Annotated in this window: 21 protein-coding genes and 2 pseudogenes; 3 read left to right on the top strand and 20 right to left on the bottom strand. The window is 49.9% G+C overall.

Going from position 1 to position 21,552, the window contains the following annotated elements; genetic code table 11:
• Nucleotides 1-20: 20 nt before the first annotated feature.
• Nucleotides 21-545 (top strand): DUF3617 domain-containing protein, encoded by a 525-nt coding sequence (locus ACO0LC_RS04135; RefSeq protein WP_423000884.1) that lies wholly within the window; start codon nucleotides 21-23, stop codon nucleotides 543-545.
• Nucleotides 546-632: 87 nt separating this feature from the next.
• On the opposite strand, the gene ACO0LC_RS04130 is transcribed toward ACO0LC_RS04135, so the two are convergent.
• Nucleotides 633-1,274: a CoA transferase subunit B gene (locus ACO0LC_RS04130; RefSeq protein ID WP_423000882.1), complete on the bottom strand. Its 642-nt coding sequence runs from the start codon at nucleotides 1,272-1,274 to the stop codon at nucleotides 633-635.
• 19 nt (nucleotides 1,275-1,293) lie between these two features.
• A complete protein-coding gene (locus ACO0LC_RS04125; protein WP_423000880.1) occupies nucleotides 1,294-1,995 on the bottom strand; it encodes a CoA transferase subunit A in 702 nt (233 codons plus the stop codon).
• A gap of 169 nt (nucleotides 1,996-2,164) precedes the next feature.
• On the opposite strand from ACO0LC_RS04125, the gene ACO0LC_RS04120 reads away from it, so the two are divergent.
• Nucleotides 2,165-2,725 carry a LuxR C-terminal-related transcriptional regulator gene (locus ACO0LC_RS04120; RefSeq protein ID WP_423001053.1) on the top strand — a complete coding sequence of 187 codons (561 nt, stop codon included), beginning with the start codon at nucleotides 2,165-2,167 and terminating at the stop codon, nucleotides 2,723-2,725.
• Between the two features lie 43 nt (nucleotides 2,726-2,768).
• On the opposite strand, the gene ACO0LC_RS04115 is transcribed toward ACO0LC_RS04120, so the two are convergent.
• Both ACO0LC_RS04115 and ACO0LC_RS04110 read right to left on the bottom strand, forming a co-directional pair.
• Nucleotides 2,769-3,230 (bottom strand): acyl-CoA thioesterase, encoded by a 462-nt coding sequence (locus ACO0LC_RS04115; RefSeq protein WP_423000878.1) that lies wholly within the window; start codon nucleotides 3,228-3,230, stop codon nucleotides 2,769-2,771.
• Nucleotides 3,227-4,003, bottom strand: a complete 777-nt coding sequence (locus ACO0LC_RS04110; RefSeq protein WP_423000876.1) for an SDR family oxidoreductase — start codon at nucleotides 4,001-4,003, stop codon at nucleotides 3,227-3,229. Before ACO0LC_RS04110 ends, ACO0LC_RS04115 begins: the two co-directional genes overlap by 4 nt.
• Before the next feature lie 342 nt (nucleotides 4,004-4,345).
• On the opposite strand from ACO0LC_RS04110, the gene ACO0LC_RS04105 reads away from it, so the two are divergent.
• Complete coding sequence (locus tag ACO0LC_RS04105; protein ID WP_423001051.1) at nucleotides 4,346-5,968, top strand: electron transfer flavoprotein-ubiquinone oxidoreductase; 1,623 nt, start codon at nucleotides 4,346-4,348, stop codon at nucleotides 5,966-5,968.
• 228 nt (nucleotides 5,969-6,196) lie between these two features.
• Here the strand turns inward: ACO0LC_RS04105 and ACO0LC_RS04100 are convergent, their stop codons facing one another.
• From ACO0LC_RS04100 to ACO0LC_RS04025, 16 genes and pseudogenes are all read right to left on the bottom strand, one after another.
• A complete protein-coding gene (locus tag ACO0LC_RS04100; protein WP_423000874.1) occupies nucleotides 6,197-6,763 on the bottom strand; it encodes an NUDIX domain-containing protein in 567 nt (188 codons plus the stop codon).
• Nucleotides 6,756-6,971 (bottom strand): annotated as a pseudogene (locus ACO0LC_RS04095) (DUF2818 family protein); the annotation flags it as partial. The pseudogene ACO0LC_RS04095 and the gene ACO0LC_RS04100, both read right to left, overlap by 8 nt.
• 153 nt (nucleotides 6,972-7,124) lie before the next feature.
• Nucleotides 7,125-7,223: pseudogene (locus ACO0LC_RS04090) on the bottom strand (DUF2818 family protein); the annotation flags it as partial.
• 11 nt (nucleotides 7,224-7,234) lie between these two features.
• Nucleotides 7,235-8,719: an NADH-quinone oxidoreductase subunit NuoN gene (gene nuoN / locus ACO0LC_RS04085; RefSeq protein ID WP_423000872.1), complete on the bottom strand. Its 1,485-nt coding sequence runs from the start codon at nucleotides 8,717-8,719 to the stop codon at nucleotides 7,235-7,237.
• A gap of 72 nt (nucleotides 8,720-8,791) precedes the next feature.
• Nucleotides 8,792-10,285: an NADH-quinone oxidoreductase subunit M gene (locus ACO0LC_RS04080; protein ID WP_423001049.1), complete on the bottom strand. Its 1,494-nt coding sequence runs from the start codon at nucleotides 10,283-10,285 to the stop codon at nucleotides 8,792-8,794.
• A 26-nt stretch (nucleotides 10,286-10,311) separates the two neighbouring features.
• Complete coding sequence (nuoL, locus tag ACO0LC_RS04075) at nucleotides 10,312-12,402, bottom strand: NADH-quinone oxidoreductase subunit L (RefSeq protein WP_423000870.1); 2,091 nt, start codon at nucleotides 12,400-12,402, stop codon at nucleotides 10,312-10,314.
• A gap of 89 nt (nucleotides 12,403-12,491) precedes the next feature.
• Nucleotides 12,492-12,806: an NADH-quinone oxidoreductase subunit NuoK gene (gene nuoK, locus ACO0LC_RS04070; protein WP_162041807.1), complete on the bottom strand. Its 315-nt coding sequence runs from the start codon at nucleotides 12,804-12,806 to the stop codon at nucleotides 12,492-12,494.
• Entirely contained in the window at nucleotides 12,807-13,454 is a 648-nt protein-coding gene (locus ACO0LC_RS04065) for an NADH-quinone oxidoreductase subunit J (RefSeq protein WP_423001047.1), read from the bottom strand.
• Nucleotides 13,455-13,470: 16 nt separating this feature from the next.
• Nucleotides 13,471-13,959, bottom strand: coding sequence for an NADH-quinone oxidoreductase subunit NuoI (gene nuoI / locus ACO0LC_RS04060; protein ID WP_110253963.1), 489 nt, complete (start codon nucleotides 13,957-13,959; stop codon nucleotides 13,471-13,473).
• Between the two features lie 12 nt (nucleotides 13,960-13,971).
• Complete coding sequence (gene nuoH, locus ACO0LC_RS04055; protein ID WP_423000867.1) at nucleotides 13,972-15,036, bottom strand: NADH-quinone oxidoreductase subunit NuoH; 1,065 nt, start codon at nucleotides 15,034-15,036, stop codon at nucleotides 13,972-13,974.
• On the bottom strand, nucleotides 15,036-17,342 hold the full coding sequence (gene nuoG, locus ACO0LC_RS04050) for an NADH-quinone oxidoreductase subunit NuoG (protein WP_423000865.1): 2,307 nt from the start codon (nucleotides 17,340-17,342) through the stop codon (nucleotides 15,036-15,038). Before nuoG ends, nuoH begins: the two co-directional genes overlap by 1 nt.
• A 32-nt stretch (nucleotides 17,343-17,374) precedes the next feature.
• Entirely contained in the window at nucleotides 17,375-18,670 is a 1,296-nt protein-coding gene (gene nuoF / locus ACO0LC_RS04045; protein WP_423000863.1) for an NADH-quinone oxidoreductase subunit NuoF, read from the bottom strand.
• Complete coding sequence (nuoE, locus tag ACO0LC_RS04040; protein WP_423000861.1) at nucleotides 18,670-19,155, bottom strand: NADH-quinone oxidoreductase subunit NuoE; 486 nt, start codon at nucleotides 19,153-19,155, stop codon at nucleotides 18,670-18,672. Before nuoE ends, nuoF begins: the two co-directional genes overlap by 1 nt.
• Before the next feature lie 37 nt (nucleotides 19,156-19,192).
• Nucleotides 19,193-20,446, bottom strand: coding sequence for an NADH-quinone oxidoreductase subunit D (locus ACO0LC_RS04035; protein WP_423000859.1), 1,254 nt, complete (start codon nucleotides 20,444-20,446; stop codon nucleotides 19,193-19,195).
• On the bottom strand, nucleotides 20,446-21,042 hold the full coding sequence (locus ACO0LC_RS04030; protein WP_423000857.1) for an NADH-quinone oxidoreductase subunit C: 597 nt from the start codon (nucleotides 21,040-21,042) through the stop codon (nucleotides 20,446-20,448). Before ACO0LC_RS04030 ends, ACO0LC_RS04035 begins: the two co-directional genes overlap by 1 nt.
• Before the next feature lie 29 nt (nucleotides 21,043-21,071).
• The gene (locus tag ACO0LC_RS04025) at nucleotides 21,072-21,548 is read right to left on the bottom strand and encodes a NuoB/complex I 20 kDa subunit family protein (RefSeq protein ID WP_423000855.1); all 477 of its coding nucleotides are present in this window, start codon (nucleotides 21,546-21,548) and stop codon (nucleotides 21,072-21,074) included.
• Nucleotides 21,549-21,552 lie beyond the last annotated feature (4 nt).

Genomic DNA, 21,552 nt, shown 5'->3' with positions numbered 1-21,552 from the left:
ACTAAAAACGGGAGCTTCTCATGCATGTTCTTGTCCGCCTCACTGGCATTTCTGCCATCCTCATGACGGCTGTCACTTGCCTCGCAGCAGACAGAATGAAACCTGGCCTGTGGGAAATGACCATGAAGTCAGACGCCATGAAGGCCATGCCCAAGATACCGCCCGAACAGCTGGAAAAAATGAAGCAGATGGGCATTAAAATGCCCGATATGCAAAATGGTGCCATGGTGCATAAAGTCTGCTACACCAAGGAAATGGTAGAACAAGACAAACCACCTTCCGGTGGCCATGACCAGCAATGTCAAAACAAGAATTTCAGCCGTTCAGGCAATACCTATTCTGGAGATATCGTTTGCGATATGCCTGAACTGAAGGGTACGGGTAATATCAAAGGTAGCTTTAGCCCTGACACCTTGAGTTCCACCTATGATTTTAAAGGTGTATCTCATGGCAAACCAGTTACCCAGCATATGGAAACCACGGGCAAGTGGCTGGGCAATGATTGTGGCGATGTGAAGCCACCGATGATGCCACCGAAAAAATAAATCTCACTAGTCCAATATCAGAAAAACAAAAAGCCGATGCAGATAACATCGGCTTTTTGCTCATAGACGGCTTAGTTCACTAGCTAATCAGGCAACAGCACTGACATCCAGTGCCGCCTCTGTCTTGGCGATGATTTCTTCCTTGCTGACGCCGCTTGCCAGTTCCACCAGTTTCAAGCCAGCAGGAGTAACATCAATCACACCCAGATCGGTGATGATACGATTCACCACACCTACACCAGTCAACGGCAAGTTGCAGATTTTCAGGATTTTATGGACATCGCCCTTGGCGACATGCTCCATCAAGACTACGACGCGGCCTACGCCTGCCACCAGATCCATGGCACCGCCCATACCCTTGACCATCTTGCCGGGGATCATCCAGTTGGCCAGGTCGCCAAACTCACTGACCTGCATCGCCCCCAGAATAGCCAGATTGATCTTGCCGCCACGTATCATGGCGAAAGAGTCAGCCGAGCTGAAGATGGATGAGCCAGGCAAGGTCGTTACCGTCTGCTTGCCGGCATTGATCATGTCGGGATCAACCTCTTCTTCTGTCGGGAACGGACCTATGCCCAGCAAGCCGTTTTCTGACTGCAACCAGACTTCCATACCCTGTGGCACATGGTTAGCAACCATGGTCGGCAAGCCTATGCCCAGATTGACGTAAAAGCCGTCTTGCAATTCTTTTGCTGCGCGCGCAGCCATTTCATCACGATTCCATGCCATGTCTTGTCTCCTGCTCTGATTATTTCGATGGGCGTACGGTACGCTGTTCTATACGTTTTTCGGGATTGGCATTGACAACAATGCGCTGCACGAAAATACCTGGTGTGTGGACTTCATCCGGGTCCAGCTCACCAATTTCGACCAGCACTTCGACCTCGGCCACGGTGACCTTGCCAGCCATCGCCACGTTGGGGTTGAAGTTGCGCGCCGTCTTGCGATACACCAGATTGCCCGCCTTATCGGCTTTCCAGGCTTTGACCAGGGATACGTCGGATACCAGTGAGCGTTCCATCACATATTTTTGGCCATCGAATTCGCGGATTTCCTTACCATCGGCAACGATAGTACCTACGCCAGTCTTGGTGAAGAAAGCCGGGATGCCGGCACCACCAGCGCGCAGTTTTTCGGCCAGCGTACCTTGAGGCGTGAATTCCAGTTCCAGTTCGCCAGCCAGGTACTGGCGTTCAAATTCCTTGTTTTCACCTACATAGGATGAAATCATTTTCTTGATCTGGCGGGTTGTCAGCAACTGGCCCAGGCCAAAGCCATCAACACCGGCATTATTGGAAATGGCGGTCAGTTCTTTAACGCCAGAATCACGCAAGGCAGCAATCAGTGCTTCAGGTATGCCGCACAGACCAAAACCGCCTACGGCGATAGTCTGGCCGTCCTTGATAATACCAGCCAGAGCACTGGCTGCATCAGGATAAACTTTGTCCATATTGTCCCCTCTCCAGGTTGTAAATCGATATTTCTTTTCGTCAATTGGCCTCTGCAAATGCAGCAGAGCACCCAACAAATCATTAGCCTTACAGGATATGATGCTGCGTTATACTGCGCAATACCGTAAAAATACGCCTTTACTACAAACCTGTCAGTGGACCGCAGAAATGAATGCCGTACAGCCCATCGATTTTGAATCCATCTTTCAACATGCACCAGTTGGTATGTGTGTGTCGCAAAACCGCATAATCCATGCCTGCAATGATGATCTGGCGAAAATGTTTGGCTATCAAAAAGACGAATTGCTGGGCCAGTCTTTCCTGGTACTTTATCCTAGTCCTGACGAGTTTGAACGTACCGGTGCACGCATCACCCCCATCATGAATGCCAAAGGCTATTATTCTGACGAACGCATCATGAAGCGCGCCAACCAGGAACTGTTCTGGTGCCACGTTTCTGGCCGCGGCCTGAACAAGGATAACCCACACGCCGCCGGCATCTGGACTTTTGAAGATCTCAGCGCCAAACGCCCGGTCACCGCAGAACTGACACCGCGTGAACGTGAAATTGCGGCCCTGCTGGTAGAAGGGAAGACCAGCAAGCTGATCGCCCGCCAGATAGACCTCAGCCCACGAACCGTGGAAATGCACAGGGCCAAACTCATGCGAAAATTCAATTCGGCGACCTCCAGCGAACTGGTACACAAGCTGCTTGGCATCATGCGCTGAGCCTTACCACTGGCGACACCAGACCTGGCTTAACAAGTTGAACTTAAATATTCACAGCCTTAGTTTTACGTTTTGCGACCTTGATTTCACTTAATTTTTGCTTGATCGCTTCAGGTAAAGCCTCAGACTTGCCAGTCTCGGCTGACACCCAGACGACTTTGGCGCCCCCCTCCGCATACAGGGCATAGCCATCCCCAACTGAGCGCATTTCCTGCATGGTTTCAAAACTGCTGCGGCCTGCTGCACCGATATAGGTACACACTTCCACCTGTCCCGGATATTTCAAGGGTTTCTTGAAGGTACAATAGGCATTAACGATGACGGGGCCATTACCCTTGTCATCCGGCAGGCAACCCATCATGCTCAACCACTCTATCCGCGCTTGTTCCATATAGCGAAAGTACACAGTATTGTTGACATGGCCCATGGCATCCATATCGCCCCACCGGATAGGAATGGTGACGGTATAGACCAGCTTCTTTTCCGTAACCTTATTCTCTATCATTGCACGCTCATACCATCATCTGCCGTGACGATGGCACCATTGAGGAAACGTGATTCTTCAGCCGCCAGCAAGAGCAGCAAGCCATCCAGGTCTTCTGGCATGCCCACCCGTTTCCTTGGCAACATGTCGACCAGCTTTTGACCGGCGTCTGTAGAAAAATAATCTGAATTGATTTCGGTAGAAATATAACCCGGGCAAATTGCATTCACATTAATGCCATACTTACCCCACTCTACTGCCATGGCCTTGGTCATATGGATGACCGCTGCTTTGCTCATGCAGTAAATGCCTATCTGCGGCAATACACGCAAGCCTGCTACTGAAGCAATATTGATGATGCGATGCTGTTTTTTGGGATCACCCTTGTGGCGGGCGATCATGCGCTTGGCTGCTTCCTGCGCTACAAAAAAAGCGCCACGCTGATTGGTATCCATGACATAGGCATAATCGTCGGGTGTTACATCGACCAGGCGTTGCGTGGTTGATACACCTGAATTATTGATCAGGATATCGATAGGGCCCGCCTCGGTCTCGGCATGGGCAATTGCTGATTTGATGCTGCCATAATCAGTGACATCCAGAGCAACTACGTGGGCTGCACCACCTTCAGATTCGATTTCAGCACGCAATTCTTTAAGCCTGTCTATGCGGCGCGATGCCAGCACGACTTGTGCACCTGCCTGCGCCAGAATTTTTGCAAATCGTGCGCCAAGACCACTGGAAGCACCAGTTACCAATGCAATCTTGCCTTCGAAATTAACTTCTATGCCCATCTGATTCTCCGCAATATTTGGAATAAATTCACTAATCTATAAGACTCTATGATGACATACTGATTATGCTTATGTTGTATGGATTTGAGTTACTTGGAAATTTTTACAGAAATTTTCCTGCTATTTTGCACGATCTTGATGCATACCAAAGTTGGCTCTGCGATAATTCTGTGTATTTTAAGTATCTACAACAATAAAAATTCGAGCCCCTCCTCGCTTGCGCAATACATTCACAGCAGATAACATGCTGACAGCAAATAAGCACGCTCGTTCGAAAATCTTCAGAAAGTGAAAATAGCCATGACACAAAGCATACTTGAACAGTACGGTCCTCGCGACGCAATGGAATATGACGTCGTCGTCGTCGGTGGCGGACCCGCTGGCCTGTCAGCCGCCATCAAGATCAAGCAACTTGCGGCAGAAAAAGGTTCGGAAGTATCTGTCTGTGTACTGGAAAAAGGCGGCGAACCTGGCGCGCACATCTTGTCTGGCGCAGTCATGGACCCCAAAGCACTGACTGAACTCTTTCCTAACTGGAAGGAAATGGGTGCGCCGCTGAATACCGAAGTCACTGAAGACCGCGTACTGGTGCTGACCGAGAAAAGCGCATACCGAGCTCCAAACTGGACGCTGCCGGCCTGTTTCGAAAATCATGGTAACTACATCGTCTCACTGGCCAATGTGACGCGTTGGCTGGGCCAGCAGGCTGAAGCCCTGGGCGTGGAAGTATTCCCAGGTTTTGCAGCAGCAGAAGTCTTGTATAACGATGACGGCTCAGTCAAAGGTGTGGCCACCGGCAATATGGGCGTAGATCGCCATGGCCAGCCAAGCTCCGCTTTCCAGCTCGGCATGGAGTTACATGCAAAGTACACCCTGTTTGCCGAAGGCGCACGTGGCCATCTGGGCAAACAAGTCATCGCCAAATACGACTTGAACAAGGGCAAAGACCCGCAATCCTATGGCATAGGTATCAAGGAATTATGGGAAATCGATCCCAAGCAGCACAAGCAAGGTCTGGTCGTACACACGACCGGCTGGCCTATGATGGATCACTACAGCGGTTCTTTCCTGTACCATCTGGAAGATAATCTGGTGGCAGTTGGCTATGTGGTTGGCCTGGCATATGAAAACCCGTATCTCTCGCCTTACGAAGAATTCCAGCGCTTCAAGACCCATCCTTCTATCCGTACCTTCTTTGAAGGCGGCAAGCGTATTTCTTATGGTGCACGTGCTATCACCGCTGGTGGCTTGCAATCCCTGCCTAAACTAGTGTTCCCGGGTGGTGCATTGATAGGCTGCGACGCTGGATTCCTCAACATGAGCCGCATCAAGGGTAGCCATGCTGCCATCAAGACTGGCATGCTGGCAGCAACAGCCGCCTTTGAAGCCGTATCTTCCAATCGCCAGCATGACGAACTGAGTGCTTATTCAACAGCGTTTGAACAATCCTGGTTGCATGAAGAGTTGTACACCGCACGCAATGTCAAACCTTTACTCAAGCGCGGTACTTATGGTTCGCCTCTGGTGTGGCTGGATCAGGTCGTCTTGCGTGGCAAGGCACCATGGACCCTGCATCATAGCAAGGCCGACCATGAATGCCTGCGCCCTGCATCAGATTTCACGCCCATTGTTTATCCGAAACCGGATGGCAAGCTGACTTTTGATCGTTTGTCCTCCGTGTTTATCTCAAACACCAATCATGCAGAAGATCAACCCATCCATTTGACTTTGAAGAATGCCGATGTGCCGGTCGCAGTCAATCTGGCCAAATTTGCAGGTCCAGAAGCGCGTTATTGCCCGGCTGGAGTGTATGAGTTCGTGAAAACCGAGGAAGGTGCAGACCGCCTGCAAATCAATGCGCAAAACTGCGTGCATTGCAAAACCTGCGACATCAAGGACCCGACACAGAATATCGTCTGGGTGACGCCTGAAGGTGGCGGAGGACCTAATTATCCAAACATGTAGCCATGAGGCGCTGATTAAGCTACTGCGCGGGGCGATTTTGAGCCTGCTGTTTTTTGCAAATTCGTCATCGTACGTTCGTACGACTGCGCTTCTTAACTCAAACTTGCGTTGCTCGCTACGTTTACTCAGGCCTTCTTGACACTACTGTTTGAAATGAAGTCCTAATGCGAAAAAGCCGCTGATCAGCGGCTTTTTCGTTTTCAAGTTTTTTACAACTTCAAGTTCTAATCACCACTTACCAGCCAGGATTTTCTCCAGCCAGAATGTGCCTATGACGGTTTTTACGTCGGTGATCTGGCCGGATTTGATCCAGTCCAGCATCTCTGGCAGCGTGGCGGTGAATACTTCGAGGAATTCTTCTTCATCGAGGGCGGCCTGCCCTGCCGTCAAGCCCTTGGCCAGGTAGATGTCCAGGTGTTCGTCTGAATACGCGATGGCGTTGTGTATGGTGCAGACGAAAGACCAGTCGCTGGCGGTATAGCCAGTTTCTTCACGCAACTCGCGCTGAGCGCACAGCAAGGGGTCTTCACCCTCATCTATTTTTCCTGCCGGGAATTCTATGAAGACTTGATGCAAGGGATAGCGGAACTGTTTTTCCAGCAGGATGCGACCATCATCAAACAGGGGAATGATAACGACGGCACCAGGGTGACGTATGTATTCACGGGTCGCAGTCTGTCCATCAGGTAAAGACACGACATCTTTATCGACATTCAGAAAACTGCCCTCATACACTAGCTCACTGCTGATCTTGTTTTCTTGCAGATCCAGCTTGCTGGTGATTTTTTCAGCCATGACTACGCTTCAGGTAGCGATATACAAAACCAGGGAAAGCCAATACCAGGAACAGGCAGGCATTGATGGCATAGAACTCCCAGCCTTGCGGGAAACGGTTGCCCGCTGCTGACTCAAGAACAAAGGCGATGGCACCAACAATGAAATAGAGAACAATCAATTCAAAGAGGCGCAGCCACAGTGATTTAACAATTACGGCAGACGATTCGTTCAAGATTTCGGTTTGAGCCGGCTCATTAAGTGAGGCATCACTGAAGGAAAATATCAGTCCGTTAGCACGTGGATCCGAGGCAGCTACATCCACTATTGATATGAGCTCAGGAGCACGGGAGAAAATAGATTTGAGGAATGCAAAGCGCTGCAAAGCAATGATGCCAAAGCAGCGCTCATTCAAGAAAGGCAGGTTGGCAGCCAAAACTGCCAACACAATGATTAACCAGGTAGATGCAGAATTACCCACTGCTGGCCGTATCAGTATTTAAGTGTATTGGAAATGGCGTTCACACAGGCTGTCATCAAGGAGCCAGGCATGAGACCTAAAACCAGTACGAGCAGACCGTTTACGCTCAAAACCATACGCATGTCAGTACTGGCAGCGATAGGACTGTGATCCAGTGGTTCATCAAAGTACATCAGTTTGACGATGCGCAGGTAGTAGAAAGTACCAATCAGCGAGAATGCCACGGCAACCAGCGCCAGCCACAATTTACCGCTGGACAGCACGGCTTGCAAGACTGACAGCTTGGCGTAGAAACCCATCATAGGTGGGATACCAGCCAGTGAGAACATCAATAAAAGCATGATGAAGGCAAACCATGGATTGCGCTTGTTCAAGCCTTTCAGGTCATCGAGGTTCTCTGCTTCAAAACCCGAGCGTGCCAGCAGCATGATGATGCCGAAAGTACCCAGCGTGGTCAACACATAGGTAATGCTATAGAACATAGAAGAACTATAGGCATCCACCGCCAGATCCGCATTGCCATTCGCCACGCCAGACAACAAGCCCAGCAACATGAAACCCATTTGTGAAATGGTGGAATAAGCCAGCATACGCTTCAAATTGGTTTGCGCAATCGCAGTCAGGTTACCTATCGCCATCGACAAGACTGCCAGCACCACCAGCATTTGTTGCCAATCGACCGCCAGCGGGAATAACCCCTCAACCAGCAAACGGAAAGTAATCGCAAACGCTGCCAGTTTAGGCGCGCCGCCCAGTAACAAAGTCACCGCAGTTGGTGCGCCCTGATAAACGTCAGGCACCCACATATGGAAAGGCACGACACCCAGTTTGAACGCCAGTCCGGCAACCAGGAAAACGATACCAAAAACCAGGATAGTTTTGTTTGCCGTCGCTGTCGCAGTGGCTTTGACGACTTCATTCAATTGCAGGGAGCCGGTAGCGCCGTACAACATGGAAATACCGTACAACATGAAACCAGAAGCCAGTGCACCGAGGATGAAATACTTCATCGCCGCTTCGGTAGACACAGTATGTTCACGACGCAAGGCAACCAGGGCATACAAAGACAGGGACATCAATTCCAGACCCAGGTAAATCACCAGGAAGTTATTACCGGAAATCATCACCATCTGGCCCAGCAAGGCAAACAAGGCCAGGACATAGTATTCACCACCAAGATGCGTATTCGTCATGGCACGGTCACTGACATACTGACGGGAGTAGATCAGGGTCATACCTACAGCAATGTAAGAGAACAATTTCAGCAGCACTGACATGGGATCAGAAACAAACATATTGTTACTGACATACTCCGACTTCACTGGCTCAGCGAGTGCTACCGTCAAGACACCACAGACCGTCAATGCCAATATGCTCAAGGCATAAGTGACATTGCGTTTGCTGTCAGGCAAAAACATATCTATCAGCAAGATGGCACAGATAGCCAACAGCAAAAAGATTTCAGGATAAAGTGGTATCAGGTTCATATTATTCATTTTTTACTAACATTGATCTGCTGCCACGCCTGCCCTAAGCAGACTGCGTGGCTTGCTTATCCAAATTCCCGGTCAAGGTGTCAGCTTAGGAACTGCCACATGTTGCAACAGATCAGTGACTGAAACCTGCATCGCATCTGTAAATGGTGCTGGATACAAACCCATCACCAATACCGCTATCGCCAATACACCCAGCATGAAGAATTCACGTTTGTTGATGTCGGTCAGATGGGCAACATGTTCATTCGTAATATTGCCGAAGACCACGCGCTTGACCATCCACAAAGAGTAAGCTGCACCAAAGATCAGGGCTGTTGCTGCCAGCATGCCTATCCAGAAATTGAACTGTACCGCACCCAGGATCACCATGAACTCGCCGACGAAACCAGAAGTTGCAGGCAAGCCGCAGTTAGCCATGGAGAACAGCACGAACAAGGCAGCAAACTTCGGCATTTTATTGACCACGCCACCGTAGTCAGCGATTTCGCGGGAGTGTACGCGGTCATACAAGACACCGATACACAGGAACATGGCGCCAGAGATAAAGCCGTGAGAAATCATTTGTACGATAGCGCCCTGCACTGACATGTCGTTGAACATGAAGAAACCCAGCGTCACGAAGCCCATATGTGCAATCGAAGAATACGCCACCAGCTTTTTCATATCCTTTTGCACCAGTGCTACCAAACCAATATAGATAACAGCAATCAGCGACAGTGTAATCATGAAACCTGCCATGTAATGGCTGGCATCAGGTGCGATAGGCAGAGAGAAACGCAAGAAACCATAAGCACCCAGTTTCAACATGATGGCAGCCAGTACGACAGAACCACCAGTAGGCGCTTCTACGTGGGCATCTGGCAACCAGGTATGTACTGGCCACATTGGCACCTTGACTGCAAACGCCATCAGGAAGGCGCAGAAAATCATGATCTGGGTGCTCAATGGCAAAGGCAGTTTATGCCATACCAGGATATCAAAGGAATGACCAGCTTTCAGGTACAGGTAAATGATGGCAATCAGCGTCAGCAAAGAACCCATCAAGGTGTAAAGGAAGAACTTGAACGCAGCATATACGCGGTTCGGGCCACCCCATACACCGACAATGATATACATAGGGATCAGCGTGGCTTCAAAGAAGACATAGAACAACATGCCATCAGTTGCACAGAACACGCCTATCATCAAGCCAGACAAGATCAGGAAAGCGCCCATGTACTGGGAGACTTGCTTTTCTATGACTTCCCATGCTGCGATCACGACGATCACCGTGATGAAGGCGGTCAAAGGCACCAGCCACAAAGAGATACCGTCTATACCCAGGGCATAGAACACATTGAAGCGTTCTATCCAGCTATGTTTTTCAACAAACTGCATGCCATGCGCAGTATTGTCAAAAAGCTTGATCAAAGGCAGTGTGACGATGAAACTGCAAATCGAGCCTATCAAGGCCACACCGCGTACCAATGCATTATTGTTATCGCGGCCAAAAGCCAGTATGAAGATACCGAAAGCTATCGGTAACCAGATCGAAAGGCTAAGTAGAGTAGAAGTTGACTGCATAATAATTATCTTTTTATAGCCGTGGTCACTTATTTAGCAAAGGGAAACAGCACTGTGTAAGCCAGGAAACCCATCACGCCGAGTATCATCACAAAAGCATAGTGATAGATATAACCACTCTGCAAATGACGTATCAATTTGGAGACCCAGCCAACCAGTTTTGCACTGCCGTTAACTACCAGGCCATCGATGATGCCTTTGTCGCCAATATTCCACAAACCACCACCCAGCATGCGTGCGCCACCGGCAAACACGATCTCGTTGAAGCGATCCATGTAGTACTTATTGTCCAGCAAAGTGTAAAGTGGCATGAAAGTACTCTTGATCTTGGCCGGTATCTCAGGCTTGACCATATAGAACACATAAGCAGTTACCACACCCGCCAGAGCAAGCCAGAACGGTGGTGTCATGAAGGAATGCAGACCCATCGCACCAGCGCCATGGAATTCATGGTGCAGCTCTTCCATCGCATGATGTGCTTCATTGACAAAAATCACGTTCTTGAAAAAGCCACCAAACAACATAGGCTCAATTGCAATCGCACCGATGAACAGCGAAGGAATCGCCAACAGAACCAAAGGCAACCAGACAACTAATGGTGACTCATGCGGTTTTTGGCCAGGAGCCAGACCATGGTGATGGTCGTCATGATGATCATCAGCAGCATGGTGGTCGTCTTTGTGTGCATCTTTGTGCGCATTTTTATGATCATCGTGATGATCATGCGCATGCGCCTTGCCAAAGTTTTCCTTGCCGTGGAAGACCAGGAAATACATACGGAAAGAATAGAAAGCCGTCACGAATACACCTGCCAGCACAGCAAACTGGGCAAAACTGGCGCCGGGTAAATGGCTGGCCTGTACCGCTTCAATAATACTGTCCTTGGAATAGAAACCAGACAAGAAAGGAGTACCTATCAACGCCAGAGAACCCGCCAGCGATGTCAGCCAGGTGATAGGCATGTACTTCCTCAAGCCACCCATGTTACGGATATCCTGATCATGGTGCATGCCGATAATCACAGAGCCCGCACCCAGGAACAACAGGGCTTTAAAGAAAGCATGTGTCATCAAATGGAATACTGCAACCGAGTAGGCAGAAGCACCCAGTGCCACGGTCATATAACCCAGTTGTGATAGTGTGGAATAAGCCACGACGCGCTTGATATCGTTCTGGATGATGCCCATGAAACCCATGAACAGTGCAGTAATCGCACCTATCACCAGAATGAAGGACAAGGCAGTGTCAGACAATTCAAACAATGGTGACATACGTGACACCATGAAGATACCGGCAGTAACCATGGTCGCCGCGTGGATCAGTGCAGAAATTGGGGTTGGACCTTCCATGGAATCTGGCAACCAGACATGCAGAGGGAATTGTGCAGATTTACCCATCGCGCCGATGAACAGGCAGATACAGGCAACAGTAATCAGCATCCAGTCTGTATGCGGCAACAACATGGCTGCCAATTCATTTTTCTTGGCAAATACTTCAACATAGTTCATGGAACCAGTATTGGCGACCAGCAAGCCTATACCCAGGATGAAACCAAAGTCACCGACACGGTTGACCAGAAAGGCTTTCATATTGGCATAGATTGCCGTTGGTTTGGTGTACCAGAAACCAATCAGCAAGTAAGAGACCAGACCCACAGCTTCCCAGCCAAAGAATAATTGCAGGAAATTGTTGCTCATGACCAGCATCAGCATGGAGAAAGTGAACAAGGAGATGTAGGAGAAGAAACGGTTATAGCCTTCGTCTTCTGCCATATAGCCTATGGTGTAGATATGCACCATCAGCGACACAAAGGTCACGACGCACATCATCATCGCTGTCAGGCTGTCCACCATGAAGCCTACTTCCAGCTTCATGCTACCGACTTGCATCCATTGATACAGGGTTGCATTGTAAGTAGCAGCACCATCCAGCAAGGCAGACAAAGTCATGCAAGATATAACCAATGCTATCAGTACGCCAAGTATGGTCGCGGTGTGCGACACTTTTCGCCCGACCACATTGCCAAAGAACTTGGTTCCTAGCAAACCTGCAATAGCAGACCCGGCCAGAGGGGCCAGTGGTACTGCCAATAATAATTGTGGGTTAAGTTGCCCCGCCATGATGACCCTTTGTTAGCTTTATTACTTTTCTAAATCGCCAGCGTATACCGGACTGCCGCAGCAGGCGACAATCCGCACCATTAAACTGATTAACCTTTTAACGCATCCAGGTCTTCGACATTGATGGTGTCCAGATTACGGAACAGCACCACCAGGATCGCCAGGCCTATCGCTGACTCAGCAGCAGCAACGGTAAGTATGAAGAATACAAATACCTGCCCTGCTGCATCACCCAGATAATGGGAGAAAGCAATGAAATTGATATTCACAGCCAGCAACATCAATTCAATCGCCATCAGCAAGACGATGATGTTTTTACGGTTGAGGAAAATACCGACGATGGAGATCGCAAACAGGATCGCGCCCAAAATCAGGTAGTGCGTCAAACTCAAAGTCAAAGCCATTTAAGCCTCCGGATTCACAGTAGCTGCCGCAGCAGTGGCATTATTCTCAGCGCGTTCGGATTCAGCTTTCATGCTGACGATACGGATACGGTCCTTGGCTTTCACTTTGACTGCCGCAGCAGGATCAAAATACTTACTGTCTTTACGACGACGCAAAGTCAAAGCAACCGCAGCAACGATAGCCAGCAATAAAATGGCCGCTGCAATCTCAAAAGCAAACTGGTAATGCGTGAAAATTTCCATGCCCAGGTATTTGGTGTTACCTATCTTGTCAGCCGCTGCTGGCACATGATTATCCGGACGCAAAAAGCCGCGCAGCAAAACTGCCGACATTTCCAGCACGATGATGACGCCAACTGCAGCAGCAACCGGAAAATGACTCCAGAACCCTTCTCGCAGTTTATCGAGATTGATATCCAGCATCATCACCACAAACAGGAACAGCACCATGACCGCACCAACGTAGACCAGCACCAGCACGATGGCCAGGAACTCCGCCTTCAGTAACAACCAGATACCTGCAGCATTGAAAAAGGTCAGCACCAGGAACAAGGCAGCATGCACAGGATTGCGTGCAGAAATCACCTGGATCGCAGCGACTATCATGATCGCTGACAAAACATAAAATAAAACGGTAGTAAATTCCATATCGAACCAGGTCCAGTTAGCGGTATGTGGCATCAGCGGCACGCGCTGCTGCAATTTGTGTCTCGTAACGATCACCTACAGCCAGCAACATCTCTTTGGTGAAATACAGATCGCCGCGTTTTTCACCGTGATATTCCAGCACATGGGTTTCCACGATGGAATCGACCGGGCAGGATTCTTCACAGAAACCACAGAAAATGCACTTGGTCAGGTCGATGTCATAACGGGTAGTACGGCGGCTGCCATCGGCACGTTGATCAGATTCGATCGTAATGGCCATTGCCGGGCAGACTGCTTCACACAATTTACAGGCGATGCAACGCTCTTCCCCATTCGGGTAGCGACGTAAGGCGTGCAAGCCACGAAAACGTGGGGACTGCGGTGTTTTTTCCTCAGGAAATTGCACCGTGATCTTGCGGGCGAACATATAGCGGCCTGTCAGGGCCAGGCCCTTGATCAGCTCGCGCAGCATCAGGCTGCCAAAAAAATCCTTGATTGCTTCCATTTTTTTAGCCTCTTACTTCCAAATATTCCATGGAGTTTGCATCCATGCTGCGACGATCACCAGATACACCAGGGTCAGCGGGATAAATACTTTCCAGCCCAAGCGCATGATCTGGTCATAGCGATAGCGTGGGAAAGATGCGCGTGCCCAGATGAACATGGAAACCACAACAAAAGTCTTGATACCGAGCCAGATCCAGCCAGGGATGAAATCCAGGAAGCTGAACGGCGCCGACCAGCCGCCGAGGAACATCAGGGATGCCATGGCAGAGATTAAAATCATGTTGGCGTATTCAGCCAGGAAGAACATGGCGAAGGACATACCGGAGTATTCAACCATGTGACCGGCAACGATTTCGGACTCACCCTCAACCACGTCAAATGGATGACGATTGGTTTCAGCAATACCGGAAATCACATACACCACGAACATAGGCAGCAACGGCAACCAGTTCCATGAGAACAGATTGAAACCATGGCTGGCAGCAAAGCCTGTGGTTTGCGCATTGACAATGTCGGTCATGTTCAGGCTGCCAGATACCATCAGCACGATGACCAGCACGAAGCCCATGGCGATTTCATAGGACACCATCTGTGCAGAAGCACGCATGGCACCGAGGAAAGCATACTTGGAGTTGGATGCCCAACCGGCGATGATGATGCCATAGACCTCCATCGAGGTGATTGCCATGATCAGCAGCAAACCGGCATTGACATTCGCCAATACAGTTTCAGGGCCGAAAGGAATCACCGACCATGCTGCCAGCGCTGGCATGATGGTCATGATAGGTGCCAGCACGAACAAGACTTTATTGGCCTTGGCTGGGATGACGATTTCTTTGAGCAACAGCTTCAGCGCATCGGCAATAGGCTGCAACAAGCCTGCAGGGCCTACTCGGTTAGGGCCAAGACGGATGTGCATCCAGCCTATCATCTTGCGTTCCCACAAGGTCAGGTAGGCAACACAACCCATCACTGGCAAAGTGATGCAGACGATCTTGATCAGTGTCCACAAAGGCAACCACAAGGCACCAAGATAGTGCTGGCCCAGTTCCTGGATAGTGAGCAGCAAATTCATTATGCACGCTCCAGTTTGATCGCACCGAACATGCCGTCCAGATTAGCTGTTAGGGCATGACCCGCAGCAATCCTGATTACATTATCAGGCAGAGATTGATCGATTCCCACAGGGATCAGGGTAGAGCCTGTTTTGCTCAGTCTCACCATGTCACCTTCGGCAATACCCAGTTTGCTGGCATCAGCCTGGCTGATCCATGCTTGTGGTGCACGCGCATCGGCTGTCAGTTGCAGAGATTCTGCACGGCGTACGATAGCGTCTGTGCTGTAGATACCAACATCGGCAATACGTTCCATGCCAGCAGCAGCGTTGGCAGGAACAGCCGGAGCCAGCTTTGCCAGATTATTCAATTGTGTAGTCAGGTCAGCTTGCGTCAATACTGTTGCACGCACTGCTTCTGCTGTTTCAAAATCAAAGTTGTCCAGGCCCAGCAAATTGCCAAGTACGCGCAAGACTTTCCATGCCGGACGGGTATCGCCCAGAGGCTTGACCACACCGTGGAAACTTTGTGCGCGGCCTTCGCAATTCACGAAAGTACCGGATGTTTCTGTGTAAGGAGAAACTGGCAGCAAGACGTCAGCATATTCTGCACCATGCTTGAATGATGACATGACGACGACCATTTCAGCATTATCCAAAGCTGCCTTGGCTTGCACCGGATGCGCGCTGTCAAGCAAAGGCTCGGCGTGCAAGACGATGTAAGCTTTTTTCGCTTCAGTGAATACAGGCTTGGCATTATCGGCAGGAATGGCATTTGCCAGGTAGCCGCCAACTGTATTTGCTGCTTCTGTCAGATAACCAAATTCAGTGCCTGCGTTTTCAGCTATCCATTGTGCCAGCGCATGCAATTGCGACGCTTCTGGGTGGTAAGACGCTGTGTTGCCCAGGAATACGCCTGCATTACCAGCCAGCAGGCTGGCCGCAATCGCTTCTGCTTTGGCAGATGCTTGTACAGCCTCAAAACCAGCTGGTTTGGCGATTTCTTTTTTGGCTGCAATAGCAACTGCAACTTCAGCCAAAAACGCTGTCCACAGTGATGGTGCAACGACTGCATTGTTGGCCAGCTTGATGAGCAATTCATCATTGGTCGCATGCAGGATACTGAGCTTGGCACCCATTTTTACTGATTGACGCAGACGCGCTGCCAGCAAAGGATGGTCCTTACGCAGGAAGGAACCGATAACGAAAACATTTTTCAACTGACCAAACCTGGCGATGCTGGTACCCAGCCAAGGCTTGACAGAGGAATTCAAAGCGAAGTCTGACTGACGCAGGCGGAAATCGACATTATCAGAACCCAGGCCGCGTACTACGCGTTGCAGCAGTGTCAGTTCTTCCAGAGTGGAGCTAGGTGCAGCAACCGCGGCGATAGCATCAGCACCATGTTCGTGCTTGACGTTACGCAGACCATGCGCAACATATTCGAGTGCTGTCTGCCAGTCAGTTTCTTGCCATTCACCGCCCTGCTTGATCATGGGCCTGGTCAGGCGTTCCGTGCTGTTCAGCGCTTCGTAAGAGAAACGGTCTTTATCAGAAATCCAGCATTCATTGATTTCTTCGTTTTCCAGCGGTACTACACGCATGACCTTGTTGTTCTTGACCTGGACTATCAGGTTGGAACCCAGGCCATCATGGGCGCTGACCGATTTACGGCGTGACAATTCCCAGGTACGGGCAGAATAACGGAAAGGCTTGGAAGTCAGTGCGCCTACCGGGCACAGATCAATCATATTGCCTGACAATTCTGAATCAACTGTCTTACCGACGAAGGACGTGATTTCAGAATGTTCGCCACGGTTGAGCATGCCCAGCTCCATGACGCCAGCGATTTCCTGGCCGAAACGAACACAGCGCGTACAGTGTATGCAGCGGCTCATTTCTTCCATGGAAACCAAAGGACCTACGTCCTTGTGGAATACCACGCGTTTTTCTTCATCGTAACGGGATGCAGTGCCACCATAACCAACAGCCAGATCCTGCAATTGGCATTCACCGCCCTGATCGCAGATAGGGCAATCCAGCGGGTGATTGATGAGCAAAAATTCCATCACAGCTTTTTGTGCTTTTACTGCCTTGTCGCTGGAAGAACGGACGATCATGCCCGCTGTCACAGGTGTGGCGCAGGCAGGCAAAGGCTTCGGTGCTTTTTCAACCTCGACCAGACACATGCGGCAGTTAGCCGCAATAGATAATTTTTTGTGATAGCAAAAGTGCGGAATGTAGGTGCCAAGCTTATTGGCAGCATCCATTACCATACTGCCCTCTTGGACTTCGACTTTTTTGCCGTCTATTTCGATTTCAACCATGGTCTACTCTAAGTGTGCTAACCGAAGCTGGCTTACATGTAAGTGGGCACCAAGCAATGCTTATGCTCGATGTGATATTCAAATTCTTCGCGGAAATTCTTGATCATGGCGCGTACTGGCATCGCCGCTGCATCGCCCAGAGCGCAAATGGTCTTGCCCTGGATATTGTCAGCGATAGAGTTCAGCATATCCAGATCATCTGGACGGCCGTGGCCATGTTCTATCCTGTGCACCATGCGATACAACCAGCCGGTACCTTCACGGCAAGGTGTGCACTGACCGCAGGATTCTTCAAAATAGAAATAAGACAGGCGCAATAGCGACTTCACCATGCAGCGTGTTTCATCCATGACGATAACGGCACCAGAACCCAGCATGGAACCAGCCTTGGCAATGGAGTCATAATCCATGTCGGTCGCCATCATCACATCACCAGTCAATACCGGCATGGAAGAACCACCAGGGATAACTGCCTTGATTTTTTTACCATCACGCATGCCGCCAGCCAGTTCCAGCAAGGTGGCAAACGGTGTACCCATAGGTACTTCGTAATTACCAGGTTTTGCTACGTCGCCAGACATGGAGAAAATCTTGGTGCCACCATTATTTGGCTTGCCCAGCGCAGCGTATTTTTCACCGCCCATGGCAAACACGAAAGGCACAGCAGCAAATGTCTCTGTGTTATTGATCGTGGTTGGCTTACCATACAAACCAAAGCTGGCCGGGAAAGGCGGCTTGAAGCGTGGCTGTCCTTTCTTGCCTTCCAGCGATTCCAGCAAGGCTGTTTCTTCGCCGCAGATATACGCACCATAACCATGGAAAGCATGTAACTGGAAGTTAAAGTCAGAGCCAGCAATCTTGTCGCCCAGCATATTGGCAGCACGTGCTTCTTCCAGCGCTTCTTCGAAACGGTCGTAGTCAGCAAAAATTTCGCCGTGGATATAGTTGTAACCCACGGTGATGCCCATGGCATAAGCGCCGATGGCCATGCCTTCAATCAGGGCATGTGGGTTATAACGGATGATGTCACGGTCCTTGAATGTACCAGGCTCGCCCTCATCTGTATTACAGACCAGATATTTTTGACCAGGGAATTGACGCGGCATGAAGCTCCACTTCAAACCAGTAGGAAAACCTGCACCACCACGACCACGCAAGGACGAAGCCTTCAACTCAGCAATCACTTGCTCAGGAGGGATTTTGTCATTCAGGATACGCTTCAAAGATTCATAGCCGCCACGTGCTACGTAATCTTGCAGATGCCAGTTTTTACCATCCAGGCCAGCCAATATCAAAGGCTTAATATGGCGATTATGCAGACTCGTCATTATTTACCCTCTTTCAATTCATTGACCAAACCGTCAATTTTTTCATTCGACATGAAACTGCACATGCGCTTGTTATTCACCAGCATGACAGGCGCATCGCCGCAAGCACCCATGCATTCACCTTCAACCAGAGTGAACTGGCCATCGGCTGTGGTTTCCCTGTAATCAATGCCGAGTCTTTGCTTCAGGTGATGTGCTGCACGTTCGCCACCAGACAAGGCGCAAGGCAGATTGGTACAGACCGAAATCTTGAACTTGCCCACCGGCTTGGTGTTGTACATATTGTAGAAAGTCGCCACTTCCTGCACTGCTACTGCCGGCATGCCGATGTAGTCAGCCAGGGTCTGCATGACTTCCGGGGATACCCAGCCAGTTTCATCCTGGGCAATAGCCAATGCGGCCATCACAGCGGACTGGCGCTGGTCAGCCGGGAACTTTGCAAGTTCACGATCAATTTTTTTAAATGCCTGCTCTGATAACACCATAGCTAATGCCTCGATTCGACGTCCTCAGGACGCCGCTTTATCTGTCAATCTCACCAAACACAATATCCTGAGTACCGATGATCGTTACCGCATCAGCAATCATGTGACCTTTTGCCATCTCATCCAAACCCTGCAAATGCGCGAAACCTGGCGCACGGATTTTCAGACGATAAGGCTTGTTAGCACCATCGGACATCAAGTAAATACCAAACTCGCCTTTTGGATGCTCCACTGCGGCATAGGCTTCGCCAGCAGGAACATGGAAACCTTCGGTGAACAGTTTGAAGTGATGGATAAGTTCTTCCATATTCGACTTCATGTTCACACGATGTGGTGGCGCAACCTTGTGGTTATCCGTAATCACCGGACCCTGGTTATTTCTCAGCCACTCTACGCATTGTTTGATGATACGGTTGGACTGGCGCATTTCTTCCACGCGCACCAGGTAACGGTCATAACTGTCGCCATTGACGCCGACTGGAATATCAAAATCCAGCAAGTCATAGACTTCATACGGCTGCTTCTTGCGCAAATCCCACTCAATACCAGAACCACGCAACATAGGACCACTAAAACCCATGGCCAGGGCACGCTCTGGCGACACCACACCAATGCCTACCAGGCGTTGCTTCCAGATACGGTTATCAGTCAGCAGTGTTTCGTATTCGTCGACATATTTCGGGAAACGGTTGGTGAAGTCTTCAATGAAATCCAGCAGGGAACCCTGACGGTTTTCATTCAGCAGCTTCATCGCTTTTTCATTCTTCAAGGCCGATACAGTGAATTGCGGCATTTGATCCGGCAAATCACGATACACACCACCTGGACGGTAGTAAGCCGCATGCAAACGTGCACCTGAGACTGCTTCATAGCAATCCATCAGATCTTCACGCTCACGGAATGCGTACAGGAACACCGCCATCGCACCCACGTCCAGCGCATGCGCGCCTATCCACAGCAAGTGGTTCAGCAGGCGCGTAATTTCATCAAACATGACGCGGATGTACTGCGCACGCAAAGGCACTTCCAGACCCAGCATCTTTTCTATGGCCATGACATAGGCATGCTCATTGGCCATCATGGATACATAGTCGAGGCGATCCATGTAAGGCACGGATTGCAGGAAAGTTTTTTGTTCAGCCAGCTTTTCAGTCCCACGATGCAAGAGACCAATGTGCGGATCAGCACGTTGTATCACTTCACCGTCAAGCTCCAGCACCAGGCGCAACACACCGTGCGCAGCAGGATGCTGAGGACCAAAGTTCAGGGTGTAATTCTTAATCTCAGCCATTATTTCATCCCGTAATTTTCTTCACGAATCACACGCGGCACATTTTCGCGTGGTTCTATCGTGACAGGCTGGTAAACGACGCGCTTTTGATCTGCGTCATAACGCATTTCAACATAGCCAGAAACTGGAAAGTCTTTACGGAATGGGTGACCGATAAAGCCATAGTCAGTCAGGATACGACGCAAGTCATTGTGACCATCAAACAGGATACCAAGCAGATCAAAAGCTTCCCGCTCATACCAGTTGGCGGCATTCCAGATATCGATCAACGAAGGCACGACTGGCATTTCGTCATCCGGCGCAAATACGCGCACACGCAAACGCCAATTATGCTTGATCGACAGCAAATGTGAGACAGCGGCATAACGCGCACCTTCCCACAAGCCATCGCCATAGGCAGAATAATCAACACCGCAAAGGTCGATCAATTCTTCAAAACTGGTTTCTGCATGATCGCGCAAGCTGCGCATCACATCCAGATAAGCAGTTGCAGAAACCACGATAGTAATTTCACCCAGCGCATTCTTCAAATCCAGAATACGCTCACCCAGGACATTCTTTACTGCCGTCTCAAGGTTTTCCAGTTTGGTAGTCATAATTTAATGTTGCTCCAGCGAGGCCGCAATTAACGAGCAATGGTATTGGTACGTTTGATCTTGTTTTGCAACTGTATGATGCCGTACATCAGCGCCTCAGCAGTTGGCGGGCAACCTGGCACATAAATATCAACAGGCACAATACGATCGCAACCACGGACTACAGAATACGAATAATGGTAGTAACCACCGCCATTAGCGCAAGAACCCATGGAAATAACCCAGCGCGGCTCTGCCATCTGGTCATACACCTTGCGCAATGCAGGCGCCATCTTGTTGCACAGCGTACCAGCAACAATCATGACGTCAGACTGACGCGGAGACGGACGAAAAACCACACCAAAGCGATCCAGATCGTAGCGTGATGCGCCAGCGTGCATCATCTCTACCGCACAGCAGGCCAGACCAAAAGTCATAGGCCACATGGAACCAGTGCGCGTCCAGTTGATCAGCTTATCAGCAGTCGTCGTTACAAAGCTCTCGTTGAATACACCTTCAATTGCCATAATC

Source organism: Undibacterium sp. JH2W, from assembly GCF_049340425.1.
Taxonomy (GTDB): Bacteria; Pseudomonadota; Gammaproteobacteria; order Burkholderiales; family Burkholderiaceae_D; genus Undibacterium.
The sequence above is the reverse complement of the archived record's forward strand: the minus strand, read 5'-3'. Positions and strand labels throughout refer to the sequence as shown.

Coding starts and splice junctions, on each gene's coding strand:
- nuoF (WP_423000863.1), bottom strand. CDS start 18,670: ATGACGAGTCTGCATAATCGCCATATTAAGCCTTTGATATTGGCTGGC.
- nuoG (WP_423000865.1), bottom strand. CDS start 17,342: ATGGTTGAAATCGAAATAGACGGCAAAAAAGTCGAAGTCCAAGAGGGC.
- ACO0LC_RS04135 (WP_423000884.1), top strand. CDS start 21: ATGCATGTTCTTGTCCGCCTCACTGGCATTTCTGCCATCCTCATGACG.
- ACO0LC_RS04130 (WP_423000882.1), bottom strand. CDS start 1,274: ATGGCATGGAATCGTGATGAAATGGCTGCGCGCGCAGCAAAAGAATTG.
- ACO0LC_RS04065 (WP_423001047.1), bottom strand. CDS start 13,454: ATGGAATTTACTACCGTTTTATTTTATGTTTTGTCAGCGATCATGATA.
- ACO0LC_RS04025 (WP_423000855.1), bottom strand. CDS start 21,548: ATGGCAATTGAAGGTGTATTCAACGAGAGCTTTGTAACGACGACTGCT.
- nuoL (WP_423000870.1), bottom strand. CDS start 12,402: ATGGCGGGGCAACTTAACCCACAATTATTATTGGCAGTACCACTGGCC.
- ACO0LC_RS04030 (WP_423000857.1), bottom strand. CDS start 21,042: ATGACTACCAAACTGGAAAACCTTGAGACGGCAGTAAAGAATGTCCTG.
- nuoI (WP_110253963.1), bottom strand. CDS start 13,959: ATGGAAGCAATCAAGGATTTTTTTGGCAGCCTGATGCTGCGCGAGCTG.
- ACO0LC_RS04035 (WP_423000859.1), bottom strand. CDS start 20,446: ATGGCTGAGATTAAGAATTACACCCTGAACTTTGGTCCTCAGCATCCT.
- ACO0LC_RS04125 (WP_423000880.1), bottom strand. CDS start 1,995: ATGGACAAAGTTTATCCTGATGCAGCCAGTGCTCTGGCTGGTATTATC.
- ACO0LC_RS04110 (WP_423000876.1), bottom strand. CDS start 4,003: ATGGGCATAGAAGTTAATTTCGAAGGCAAGATTGCATTGGTAACTGGT.
- nuoK (WP_162041807.1), bottom strand. CDS start 12,806: ATGGCTTTGACTTTGAGTTTGACGCACTACCTGATTTTGGGCGCGATC.
- ACO0LC_RS04100 (WP_423000874.1), bottom strand. CDS start 6,763: ATGGCTGAAAAAATCACCAGCAAGCTGGATCTGCAAGAAAACAAGATC.
- ACO0LC_RS04105 (WP_423001051.1), top strand. CDS start 4,346: ATGGAATATGACGTCGTCGTCGTCGGTGGCGGACCCGCTGGCCTGTCA.
- ACO0LC_RS04115 (WP_423000878.1), bottom strand. CDS start 3,230: ATGATAGAGAATAAGGTTACGGAAAAGAAGCTGGTCTATACCGTCACC.
- nuoN (WP_423000872.1), bottom strand. CDS start 8,719: ATGAATAATATGAACCTGATACCACTTTATCCTGAAATCTTTTTGCTG.
- nuoE (WP_423000861.1), bottom strand. CDS start 19,155: ATGGTGTTATCAGAGCAGGCATTTAAAAAAATTGATCGTGAACTTGCA.
- nuoH (WP_423000867.1), bottom strand. CDS start 15,036: ATGAATTTGCTGCTCACTATCCAGGAACTGGGCCAGCACTATCTTGGT.
- ACO0LC_RS04120 (WP_423001053.1), top strand. CDS start 2,165: ATGAATGCCGTACAGCCCATCGATTTTGAATCCATCTTTCAACATGCA.